11 protein-coding genes are annotated in these 11,347 nt (G+C 70.5%); 3 read left to right on the plus strand and 8 right to left on the minus strand.

Annotated features, from left to right (window positions below; genetic code table 11):
* Positions 1-4 precede the first annotated feature (4 nt).
* Complete coding sequence (locus ACFY9V_RS21595; RefSeq protein ID WP_355337585.1) at positions 5-916, minus strand: SDR family oxidoreductase; 912 nt, start codon at positions 914-916, stop codon at positions 5-7.
* Positions 917-1,051: 135 nt separating this feature from the next.
* Between ACFY9V_RS21595 and ACFY9V_RS21600 the strand changes: the two genes are divergently transcribed.
* Positions 1,052-1,978: a cyclase family protein gene (locus tag ACFY9V_RS21600; protein ID WP_391162442.1), complete on the plus strand. Its 927-nt coding sequence runs from the start codon at positions 1,052-1,054 to the stop codon at positions 1,976-1,978.
* Positions 1,979-2,121: 143 nt separating this feature from the next.
* On the opposite strand, the gene ACFY9V_RS21605 is transcribed toward ACFY9V_RS21600, so the two are convergent.
* From ACFY9V_RS21605 to ACFY9V_RS21625, 5 genes are all read right to left on the minus strand, one after another.
* Entirely contained in the window at positions 2,122-2,535 is a 414-nt protein-coding gene (locus ACFY9V_RS21605) for an ATP-binding protein (protein WP_355337579.1), read from the minus strand.
* Between the two features lie 375 nt (positions 2,536-2,910).
* Positions 2,911-3,936: an acyl-CoA dehydrogenase family protein gene (locus ACFY9V_RS21610; RefSeq protein ID WP_391162443.1), complete on the minus strand. Its 1,026-nt coding sequence runs from the start codon at positions 3,934-3,936 to the stop codon at positions 2,911-2,913.
* Positions 3,921-5,141, minus strand: coding sequence for an acyl-CoA dehydrogenase family protein (locus ACFY9V_RS21615; RefSeq protein ID WP_391162444.1), 1,221 nt, complete (start codon positions 5,139-5,141; stop codon positions 3,921-3,923). Before ACFY9V_RS21615 ends, ACFY9V_RS21610 begins: the two co-directional genes overlap by 16 nt.
* A 7-nt stretch (positions 5,142-5,148) precedes the next feature.
* Complete coding sequence (locus tag ACFY9V_RS21620; RefSeq protein WP_391162445.1) at positions 5,149-6,057, minus strand: SDR family oxidoreductase; 909 nt, start codon at positions 6,055-6,057, stop codon at positions 5,149-5,151.
* Positions 6,047-7,237: an amidohydrolase family protein gene (locus ACFY9V_RS21625; RefSeq protein WP_391162446.1), complete on the minus strand. Its 1,191-nt coding sequence runs from the start codon at positions 7,235-7,237 to the stop codon at positions 6,047-6,049. The genes ACFY9V_RS21620 and ACFY9V_RS21625 overlap by 11 nt, the downstream gene beginning before the upstream one ends.
* A 177-nt stretch (positions 7,238-7,414) precedes the next feature.
* Here ACFY9V_RS21625 and ACFY9V_RS21630 point away from each other — a divergent pair, with 177 nt between their 5' ends.
* A complete protein-coding gene (locus ACFY9V_RS21630; RefSeq protein ID WP_391162447.1) occupies positions 7,415-8,947 on the plus strand; it encodes an AMP-binding protein in 1,533 nt (510 codons plus the stop codon).
* Positions 8,948-9,014: 67 nt separating this feature from the next.
* Here ACFY9V_RS21630 and mca read toward each other — a convergent pair whose 3' ends face one another.
* On the minus strand, positions 9,015-9,866 hold the full coding sequence (mca, locus tag ACFY9V_RS21635; protein WP_391162448.1) for a mycothiol conjugate amidase Mca: 852 nt from the start codon (positions 9,864-9,866) through the stop codon (positions 9,015-9,017).
* Between the two features lie 104 nt (positions 9,867-9,970).
* On the opposite strand from mca, the gene ACFY9V_RS21640 reads away from it, so the two are divergent.
* Positions 9,971-10,609 carry a TetR family transcriptional regulator gene (locus ACFY9V_RS21640; RefSeq protein WP_355337558.1) on the plus strand — a complete coding sequence of 213 codons (639 nt, stop codon included), beginning with the start codon at positions 9,971-9,973 and terminating at the stop codon, positions 10,607-10,609.
* 94 nt (positions 10,610-10,703) lie between these two features.
* Here ACFY9V_RS21640 and ACFY9V_RS21645 read toward each other — a convergent pair whose 3' ends face one another.
* Entirely contained in the window at positions 10,704-11,093 is a 390-nt protein-coding gene (locus ACFY9V_RS21645; RefSeq protein ID WP_391043574.1) for an anti-sigma factor antagonist, read from the minus strand.
* Between the last annotated feature and the right edge of the window lie 254 nt (positions 11,094-11,347).

An 11,347-nucleotide genomic window follows, 5' to 3' on the forward strand; every position in this document is an offset into this window, starting at 1 on the left:
CTCCCTAGGCGTTGGGGCGGTCCTTGGCCGCGGCGGCTCTGCGCATGGCGTCGAGCTGTTCCAGCAGGGGCATGGGGTCGGTGCCGATGGTGGCCGGGATGACGTCGGCCAGCCGTTCCGGCGTCCAGGGCCCGTCCTGCGACCAGGCGGAACGTATCTCCCTGGGCTGCGCCCACAGCGCGATCTTGGGGCCCGCGACCGTGTAGACCTGCCCGGTGGTGTCGGCGGCGCGGTCGGAGAGCAGGTAGACGACGAGCGCGGCGACGTCCTCCGGCTCACCGATCTCCTTCAGCTCCATGGGCACGCCCGCGGACATCCGGGTACGGGCCACGGGGGCCACGCAGTTGGCGGTGACGCCGTATTTGTTCAGGCCGAGGGCGGCGCTGCGGACGAGCGAGATGATGCCGCCCTTGGCGGCGGAGTAGTTGGCCTGCGAGACGCTGCCCTGGTGGTTGCCGCTGGTGAAGCCGATCAGCGTGCCGTGGCCCTGGCGGCGCATGACCGCGCTGGCGGCCCTGAAGACGGTGAAGGTGCCCTTGAGGTGGGTGGCGATGACGGGGTCCCACTCGTCCTCCGCCATGTTGAAGAGCATGCGTTCGCGCAGGATGCCGGCGACGCAGACGACGCCGTCGAGCCGTCCCCAGCGGTCCGTCGCGGCCGACACGATCCTTTCGCCCGCCGCCATCGTGGACACGTCGTCGGCCACGGCGACCGCCTCGCCGCCCGCCGCCTCGATCTCCTTCACCACCGACTCGGCGACGTCGCCTGCCGGTTGGCCCGCGCCGTCCATGGCGACGCCGTAGTCGTTGACGACGACTTTCGATCCCTGCGCGGCGCAGGCGATGGCGACCGCGCGTCCGATGCCGCGCCCGGCGCCGGTGACGGCCACGACTTTTCCGGCCAGGAAGTTGCCCACGTCCCGCCCCTTCTCATCGTTTCTGACGGACCGTTAGATTTGACGGGTCGTTAGATATTACGAGTGCGGACCCCGTCCAGCACAAGACCCGTACACGACCGCGTACGCGACCCCTCACACGATCTGGAGATTCCGGTGGCCCTCCCCGACGCGTTCCTCGACATCGCCCGCCGGGTCAACAACTGGGGCCGCTGGGGCGCCGACGACGAGATCGGCACCCTCAACCTGATCACCGACGAGGTGGTGCGCGCCGCCGCCGCGACCGTACGCGGTGGCCGCCGCGTGCCGCTCGCGCTGCCGCTGCGGCAGGACGGCGTACAGACCGGGCTGATCCCCGGCCGGGTCAATCCGCTGCGCACGATGGTCGCGCTCAACCAGGAGATCTTCGGGCCCGGCACCATCGCGACCAGCGACGACGTGGTGACCCTCGGCCTTCAGGCCGGGACGCACTGGGACGGCCTCCCCCACGTCTCGCACTCGGGCCTGATCTACAACGGGCGCCCGGCCGACTCGGTGACCGCGCACGCGGGCGCCGCCTTCAGCGGCGTCGAGAAGGTGACCTCCGTGGTGTCGCGCGGCGTGCTGCTGGATGTGGCCCGCGCGCTCGGCGTCGACCGGCTGCCCGGCGACCACGCCGTGACCCCGGAAGACCTCTGCGCGGCGGAGGAGTTGGCGGGCACGGCGGTACGGGCCGGGGATGTGGTGCTGGTGCGGACCGGCCAGATGCGGGCGTATCTCGGCGGCGACAAGGAGGCGTACGCGTATCCGTCGCCCGGCCTGTCGATCCGCACACCGGAGTGGTTCCACGCGCGGGATGTCGCGGCGGTCGCCAACGACACGCTGACCTTCGAGATCTTCCCGCCGGAGGTCGAGAATCTGTGGCTGGCGGTGCACGGGCTCGACCTGGTCGAGATGGGCATGCTCCAGGGCCAGAACTGGAATCTGGAGGGCCTGTCGGCGGCCTGCGCCGAGGAGGGGCGTTACGCGTTCTGGCTCGATGCCACGCCGGAGCCCTTCGTGGGCGGGACGGGCGCGCCGGTGGCTCCGGTGGCGGTCCTGTGAGCGGTGCGGTGGCCCTGACCCTGGTCCTGGCCCCTGGGATGGCACGGGGCAGACGGGGGTGCTGACGCTGGTGCTGGTCCTACGAGTCGGGCGCGCGGTGCGGTGGCTGTACGGCGGGGCGTGCGGTCCGACGCCCCCGCGTCCTAGGTGAGGACCGTGGCCTGACGGCGGTCGACCTCGCACCAGATCTGCTTGCCCGCGCCTTCCGGCTGCCAGCCCCAGCGGTCGGCGAGGCCGTCGACCAGCTCCAGGCCGCGACCACCGGTCTCGTCGCGGTGCGCGTGCCGGGGGGCGGGCGGGGCCTCGCTGCTGTCGGACACCTCGACCCGCACCGGAGAGGCGGGCGCCGAGGGGAACAGCATCCGCAGGACGGCGGGGCAGCCGGTGTGCACCACCGCGTTCGTCACCAGCTCGGAGATGAGCAGGATCAGCGTCTCCGCGACCGGCTCGTCGGCTCCTATACCCGAACCCACGAGCCGGGACCGCGCCCAGCGACGCGCCCGTCCCACCTCCGCGGGGTCCACACCGACCTCAAGCTGCACCTGAAGCACCTGCACCGCTCACACCATCCGAACCGGCGGACACAACGCCTCGCTTCTGCCCGAGATCACCGTGCGTGACCCCGGCACAACACAGCATGATTGACCTACAGTCACGCCAACAAGCGCTTCGGGCATATTCCAGCGCAACGGAGTACGTGTGCTGCATACTGTGCGGCACTTCCGACGGGGATTCGAACGCCCAGCCGTGACGCCCGTCCGACTCAGCCGGACGGCGCCTCTGGGCAGCCTGGAACCAACACGCACCCGATGGAGCGTACCCGAGGTGTTCGCCGACTCCACTGCGTGGCAAGTCACGCATCGGACACAACACCGTGCGGACACTCCGTAATCGGAGGGTCAGCGAACGGCCACGGTGTGTGCGCAGCGTCATCACAGCAGCCATTCGGCGAGCATGTCCTCGTCAGCCGCCGACTCCTGGCCGCACACGGAGGGTATCCAGGAGCGCTTGATGTGCAGCTGTACATCCGCCTCCCAGGTGAAGCCCATGCCGCCGAAGACCTGCAGGCAGTCGCGTGCGTTACGGGTCGCCGCCTCGTCGGCGAGCAGGCGCGCGGCGGCGGTCTCGTACGGGTCGGCGGTGACGGCCGCCGCGTAGAGCGCGGTACGGGCCAGTTCGGCGCGGACCAGCATCTCGGCGCAGAGGTGCTTGACCGCCTGGAAGGAGCCGATCGGTCGTCCGAACTGCTCCCGCTCCCGGGCGTGTTGCACTGCCATACGCACCATCCGCCCCGCGCTCCCCACCCGTTGCGCGGCCTCCAGCACGGCCGCCTCACGCCGTAACGCGACGGCCCGCACGGGCACGGTCCCGCTCACCGCTATTTCCGATATGTCCGCCATGGCGAGCAGATGCAGCGGGGTCAGCGGGTCCACCGACCGCAGCGGCTCGGCGTGCCGCCGTACGGCGGACGCCTCGGCGACCGTGACCGTGACCTCGGCCTCGGCCGCGGCTTGGGCTGTAGCGCTGCCGGTGCCGGTGCCGGTGAGGACGAGGACGGCGTCTGCCGCGTCGAGGTGGGCGACGGAGTGCGGGCCCGCTCCCCTCGCGTCGAGCAGGGTGACCACGGCCTCGCCGGTCGCGGCCCCCGGTACCACTCCCGCCGCGAGGTGGGTGGCGGTCAGCGGGCCGGGCACCAGCGCGCCGCCCGCCTCCTCGAAGAGCAGCGCGGCCTCCGGCAGCCCGAGCCCGACGCCGCCGTCCGCCTCGGGCAGGCGCAGCCCGAAGAAGCCGGTCTCGCCGAGGGCTCGCCAGATGTCCCGTGGCGGGATGGCGGTACCGCCTTCCGCCTCGGCCGCGTCCACGGCGGCGCGCAGGGCTGTCCGGTCGAAGCGGGCGGCCAGCAGGTCCCGCAACGCGCCGACCAGGGCACGCTGGTCGTCGGTCAGCCGGAAGTCCATGGCGGTGCGCTCCTCTCCGGTAACCCTCGCGGCTCCTTGGGCAGGCCGAGGAGGCGTTCGGCGACGATGTTGTGCTGGATCTGCGAGGTGCCCGCGGCGATCGTGTAGGACAGCGAGCTGAGGCGTTCGGCCGTCCACGGGTGGTCGGCGTCGGGGGCGAGGGGGCCGAGGACGGTGGCGGCGGTGTCGTAGAGGAGTTGCCTCGCCTGCGAGTAGCGGAGCTTGAAGACGGAGGCGCCGGTGCCGGGGACGGCGCTTCCGCCGGTGCGCAGGGCGTGCTGGGAGGCGCTGACGTTCCACTGGGTGAGGCGCCACAGGACGGAGAATTCGGCCGCGAGTCGGCCGAGCGCGCGGCGGACGGCGGGGTCGTCCCATGTGCCGTTGGCGCGGGCCGCGCGGGCGACCTCGCCGAGGGTGCGGCGACAGGCGACGACTTCGCCGACGAACGCGGTGCCGCGCTCGAAGGACAGCGTCACCATGGTGACCCGCCAGCCGTCGTTCTGCGCCCCCAATCGGTTGCCGACCGGCACCCGGACCTCGTCCAGGAACATCTCCGCGAATTCCGTCGATCCGGCGAGTGTCCGCAGCGGCCGTACCCGTACTCCCGGCGCGTTCATCGGCATCGCCAGCCAGCTGATGCCGTGGTGCTTGGGCGTGCCGTCGGCGCGCGGGGTGGTGCGCACCAACAGCTCGCACCAGTCGGCGACTTCGGCGTGCGAGGTCCAGATCTTGGAGCCGGTGACGACGTACGCGTCGCCGTCGCGGACCGCGCGGGTGCGCAGGGACGCGAGGTCGGAACCGGCGTCCGGCTCGCTGAACCCCTGGCACCACACCTCCTCGCCCCGCAGGATCGGCGGCAGCCAGCGGCGGCGCTGCCGCTCGGTGCCCTCGGCCGCGATGGTGGGCCCGGCGTGCAGCAGCCCGACGAAATTCGCGCCCACGTACGGCGCTCCGGCCCGCTCGGTCTCCTCCAGGTAGATCAGGTGCTGGGTGGGGGTGGCGCCGCGGCCCCCGGCGTCCTCGGGCCAGTGCAGTCCCGCGTATCCGGCGTCGTACAGCAGCCGCTGCCAGCCCGTGTCGTACGCGCGCCGTCCCGGCCAGTCGCGGGGGTCGGGTGGTGGCGGCAGGGTGGGCAGCGCTTTGCCGAGCCAGGCGCGCAGTCGGGCGCGGAACTCCTCTTCCTCGTCGGTGTATGCGAGGTCCACGGTCCGCTCACCCCGTTCCGTAGACGGGTTCCGGCGGGGTCGCCTCGGCGAGCAACGCGCCGACCACGGGACCGAGTTCGACCGGCCGCCAACGGCGTCCCACGTCGGTCCGAGGGCCGTGCCGCCAGCCGTCGGCGACCGATACGGCGCCGCCCTCGACCTCGAAGACCCGCCCGGTGACCTCGCGTGCCTCGGGTCCCGCGAGCCAGACGACCAGCGGGGAGACGTTGGCCGGGTGGTAGACGTCGAAGCCGGTGGCGGGCCGGGCGACCAGGTCCGGCATCGCCTCCTCGGTCATCCGCGTCCTGGCGGCGGGCGCGATGGCGTTGACGGTGACGCCGTAGCGCGCCAGCTCCACCGCCGCGACCTGGGTGAGCGCGGTGATCGCGGCTTTGGCGGCGGCGTAGTTGGCCTGGCCGACGCTGCCGAGCAGCCCCGCGCCCGAGGTCGTGTTGATCACGCTCGCGTTCACTTTCTCACCCGCCTTGCTCCGCTCCCGCCAGTGCGCCGCCGCGTGCCGCAACGTCGCGAAGTGCCCCTTGAGATGGACCTGTACGACCGTGTCCCACTCCTCCTCCGTCATCGAGACCAGCATCCGGTCCCGCAGCACCCCCGCGTTGTTGACCAGCACGTCCAGCCGGCCCCAGTGCTCCACCGCCGCGCCCACCAGCGACCGCGCGCCCGCCCACTCCCCGACCGACCGCTCGTGCGCGACCGCCTCACCGCCCGCCGCCCGGATTTCGGCCACCACCTCGGCTGCCGACTCCACGTCGTTGACGACGACCCGGGCGCCCTCGGCGGCGAAGGCCAGCGCGTGCTCCCTGCCGATCCCGCGCGCGGCCCCGGTGACGGCGACCACCAGGCCGTGGGCGATCCCGGCACCGCCGGCGGCTTCGCCAACTGCCTCACCGGTCAAGGTCGAGGCCCAGCATCCGGATGGCGTTGCCGCGCAGCAGCTTGTACGTGACCTCGTCCGACAGCCCCGCCATGTGGTCGGCGGCGACCTGCTTGGTATGGGGCCAGGTCGAGTCGACGTGCGGGTAGTCGGTCTCGAACATCGCGTTGTCCTCGCCGATGGTGTCCAGCGAGGCGACACCGTGCATGTCGCGGAAGAAGCAGCAGTAGATCTGCCTGCGGTAGTACGTGGACGGCGGCTCCGGTATCAGGTCCTTGACCCCGCCCCAGGCCCGGTGCTCGCGCCACACGTCGTCGGCCCGCTCCAGCGCGTAGGGCACCCACCCCATCTGCCCCTCGCTGTAGGCCAGCGTCAGGCGCGGGAACTTCACCAGCACCCCGGAGAACAGGAAGTCCATCATCGACGCCATCGCGTTGTTGAAGCTCAGACTCGCCTGCACCGCCGGGGGCGCGTCGGGGGACGCGGCGGGCATCTGCGACGACGACCCGATGTGCATGTTCACCACCGTGCCGGTCTCCTCGCAGGCAGCGAAGAACGGGTCCCAGTAGCCGGAGTGGATCGACGGCAGCCCCAGATACGTCGGGATCTCGCTGAAGGTGACCGCCCGCACCCCCCGCGCGGCGTTCCGGCGGATCTCCGCCACCGCCAACTCCACGTCCCACAAAGGGATCAGGCACAACGGGATCAGCCGGCCCCCGCTGTCACCGCACCACTCCTCCACCATCCAGTCGTTGTAGGCCCGCACACACGCCAGAGCCACCTCCTTGTCGTGCGCCTCCGCGAACGTCTGCCCGCAAAAGCGCGGGAACGTCGGGAAGCACAACGACCCCTCCACATGATTGAGATCCATGTCCTTCAACCGCTCGACCGGGTCCCAGCACCCGCGCCGCATCTCCTCCCGCGTGATCCCGTCCAGCGTCATCTCGTCCCGCGAGAAACCCACCGCCGCGATGTTCCGCTTGTACGGGAACTTCAGGTCCTCGTAGATCCACCAGTCGGCGGGCGGTCCATCCGGATCCATCGTGATCCGGTACTTCCCACCGATGTAGGCCAGTTCACCGATCCCCGCCGTCAGCGGCTGCGGTCCCCGCTCGCGGAACTTCTCCGGCAGCCAGGTCGAGAAGAGATGCGCGGGCTCGATCACATGATCGTCCACGCTGATGATCCTGGGCAGTTCCATCGGCCACTCCCTCACTGCATCCGGATGACGCTTCCGATCGCCGATCTGACGAGGCATCTGATCTGATGGACCGTCAGATCTACCGTATCGACCCACCTCTGGACCGACAAGCGGCGGCGACTTACCCTTCTGAGAATTCTGACGCTACGTCAGCTATGGTGCCGGGAGGCGATCGGCATGGATCCGACCATCGCGACACTCAGCGACTCCCGGACCCTGTGGGAGCTACTGGACCGCCGCGCCGCCCTCAGCCCCGACGCCCCCGTGCTGTTCGACGCCGAGGACCGCCGCGTCACCTTCGGCGAACTGCGCGCACGGGCGCTGCGCGTCGCCGCCGGCCTGTACGGACTCGGGGTGCGGCCCGGCAGCCGCTTCGCCTGGCAACTGCCCACCCGCGTCGAGACCGTCGTCCTCTCCCTGGCCCTGGCCCGGCTCGGGGCGGTGCAGATCCCGGTCATCCCCATCTACCGCGACCGCGAGGTCGGTTACGCCCTCAGCCGCACACGGGCCGAGTTCTTCGCCGTACCCGGCACCTGGCGCGGCTTCGACTACACCGCCATGGCCGACCGCCTCGATCTCGCCGACCGCCCGTCCGTCCTGGTCGCCTACGACTCCCTTCCCGAAGGTGATTCCGGCACCCTGCCCCCGCCGCCGTCCGACGGAACCACCGTCCGCTGGATCTACTGGACCTCGGGCACCACATCGGACCCCAAGGGTGTGCTGCACTGCGACCGCGGTCTGATCGCGGGCGGTTCCTGTCTCGCCCACGCGCTGGAGATGCGGCCCGAGGACATCGGTTCCATCGCCTTCCCCTTCGCTCACATCGGTGGACCCGACTATCTGGTGATGCTGCTGCTGTACGGCTTTCCGGCCCTGCTCCTCGAACAGTTCGCCCTCCCCGCCTCTCTGGACGCCTACCGGTCCCACGGCGTCACCATGGCCGGCGGCTCCACCGCCTTCTACTCGCTCTTCCTCACCGAGCAGCGCAAGCGGCCCGGCCGCACACTCATCCCCACCCTGCGGTTGCTCTCCGGAGGCGGCGCCCCCAAGCCGCCGGAGCTCTACCACGAGATCGTCCGGGAACTCGGCTGCGATCTCGCCCACGGTTACGGCATGACCGAGGCACCGATGATCACCATGGGCTCCCCCCGTGACACCGTCGACCAAAGGGCCACCACCGAGGGCCGCCCGCCCGCCGCGATGGAGATCCGGATCGCCGACGACGGCGAGGTGCTGCTGCGCGGTGAGGCCGTGTGCCTCGGCTACACCGATCCCGCCTTGACCGCCGAAGCCTTCGACACCCAGGGCTACTTCCACACCGGTGACCTCGGCCGCCTCACCGAGACCGGTCATCTCGTCCTGACCGGGCGCCTGAAGGACGTCATCATCCGCAAGGGCGAGAACATCTCCGCCAAGGAGATCGAGGAACTCCTCTACCAGCACCCGGCGGTGGGCGATGTCGCCGTCATCGGCCTGCCGGATCCCGACCGTGGTGAACGCGTCTGCGCCGTGGTCGAACAGCCGCCGGGCGCCGATCCCCTCACCCTGGCCACCATTACCGACCACCTGCGCCGCTCGGGGCTCGCCGTCCACAAACTCCCCGAGCAACTGGAGATCGTGGACGCCCTGCCCCGCAACGAGACCCTGCGCAAGGTCCTCAAGTTCAAGCTCCGCGAGCGCTTCGCCGACACTCACGAGCGGCCGAACTGAGCGGACCGGCCGACCAGGCCCCGACCGGCGGCGCGCGTCCCGCGCTCCTTCCTCCCCGCACCGCCCGTCACTCCTTGATTCCGGCGAAGAGATCGGTCTCCGGAAGCTTGGCCGGGATGTAGGAGCGGGCGAGAACGTAGTCCTCGGTGGGCCACAGGGCCCGTTCGAGGTCCCGAGGGTGGGAGAAGAAGGGGTTGTCCGGAGCGGCCTGGCTGGCGTGCGCGCGAAAGGCGCGGTCGCGGGTGGCGAAGTGGTCCTCGCAGTGGATCCGGGTCGTCGGGTGCAGCTCGACCGCCCAGTCGGGCCACTCGTCCAGCACCTGGCCCATCGAGGAGGAGAGCCCTCGGGCCGTCATGCCGTGGTGCAGGGTCTCGAACCAGGCGCGCGAGAAGGCCACTTGGTAGTACAGCTTCAGCGGTTGCCAGACCGGACCCGCCAGCGGGAAGCATGCCGAGTCCCCCGCCGCGTCGAACGCCTCGGCGGCGACGCGATGGGTCTGGACATGGTCCGGATGTGGATAGCCGCCGGATTCGTCGTAGGTGACGAGGACATGGGGCCGGAACTCCCGGACCACCGCGACCAGCCGCTCGGCCGCGACCAGCGGATCCTCGCGGGCGAAGCAGCCCTCCGGCAGCGCCTCGCCCTGCCCGGGCAGTCCCGAGTCGGAGAAACCGAGGAACCGTTGGCGCACCCCGAGGACGGCCGCCGCGGCGGCCATCTCCCGTCGTCGCACCTCCGGCAGCCGGGCCCTGACCTCCGGTGTGTCCAGCAGCGGGTTGAGCACGTCACCGCGCTCCCCGCCCGTGCAGGTCACGACCAGGACATCGACCCCATGGGCCGCGTAGTGCGCGAGCGTGGCGGCGCCCTTGCTGGACTCGTCGTCGGGGTGGGCGTGGACGGCCATCAGTCGGAGTGTCATCACGGTCTCCTCTTCCTCTATTTCTTGTGTTGGACCTAAACTTAGGACGGACACACTCAGCCCGTCAAGACTTTTTTTAGGTCCGACCTACTAAAGTGGGAACCATGGCCCAGCTCCGCGAGTTCAAGAAGCAACAGACCCGGCAGACCATCACCCACGCCGCCACCGCCCTCTTCGTCGAGCGGGGCTTCGAGGGGACGACGATCGCCGACGTCGCCGAGGCGGCCGGGGTCTCGAAGATGACCGTCACGAACTACTTCCCGCGCAAGGAGGACCTGTTCTTCGACATGCACGAAGAGGTGATCACCGGCCCCGCCCGCGCCTTCGCCGCCCGCCCCGTCGGCGAGTCCGCACTGGACGCGGTGCGCCGGGACTACCTCGAAGCGGTCGAGCGGCACGACGCGCTGCTCGGCTGGACCCAGCCCGGATTCACGCGGCTGATCGACGAGAGTCCGGTGCTGCGCGCCCGCCTCCGCGAGATGTACGACCACCAGGAGCAGGCACTGTCCGTCACGCTCGCCGAGGCCGTGGGCGACGAGCCGGACGCCTTCGAGCCGCGGCATGCCGCCGCCCAACTCAGCACGGTGCTGAGGCTGTTGTTCGGTGAGGCGCAGCGCCGGGTGCGACAGGGCACGACCGAAAGGGAGTTGTTCGACGCGCTGGGACGGATTGCGCGGGAGGCTTTCACGCGACTGGAGCCGTCATTGGGCGCGTACGCGGTGCGGGAGTCCCCGCACGAGTGAAGACGGACGGGGAGGAAAGGGGAAAGGAGAGGAATGGTGAAGGCGAGCGAAGTCGAGCGAGATTGGCCGAAAGGGGCCGCCAGCAGAGGCCGGTTCAGGCCGAGAGGGGCCTGGCGGTGTCGTCCGTCGCGGCTTCCAGATCCGGATAGACCTCGAAGAGCCGTCGTACGCCGAGGGCGGCCAGCACCCGGTTGACGTGCGCGCCGCCGCCGTAGCCCTCGGTGGGCGCCGTCACCGTGGGAACGTCCTCTGGCAGCACGATGCGCAGGCGGCCCGCACAGGAGCGCATCAGCCGCCGGGCACCGATCAGGACACCGACTCCGCTGGAATCGCAGAAGCGCACGTCAACGAGGTCGAGTACCACCCGGCGCCGCCCCGCGGCGACCGCGTCGTGAACCTTCTGCCGGACCGCGGGAGACGAGATCAGGTCCATCTCACCCGCGACCGTCACCACCACCCAGCCGTCTCGCTCGGCCTGGGTCACCAGCACCGGTTCCCACCTCGCCTCGCCGTCGACTTCAGGAACATCATCACCATGACCCTATGCCCGTTCTCCGTCGTAACTCTGCAATGTTCCGGTCACACCCGGATAACAGACCGCCAAAATCGATCACAGTCAGCAGCAGGTTGGTGCAAAGCGACGCACGTCGCAGGAGGTGCCCGTTACATTCGACCTGAGCGCATTCGGGCACGCTGAACACACTCGGCTACGGTCGGTGGCCGGGCAAGGGGCGACAG

This window comes from Streptomyces sp. NPDC008317 (genome assembly GCF_042955955.1).
Taxonomy (GTDB): domain Bacteria; phylum Actinomycetota; class Actinomycetes; order Streptomycetales; family Streptomycetaceae; genus Actinacidiphila.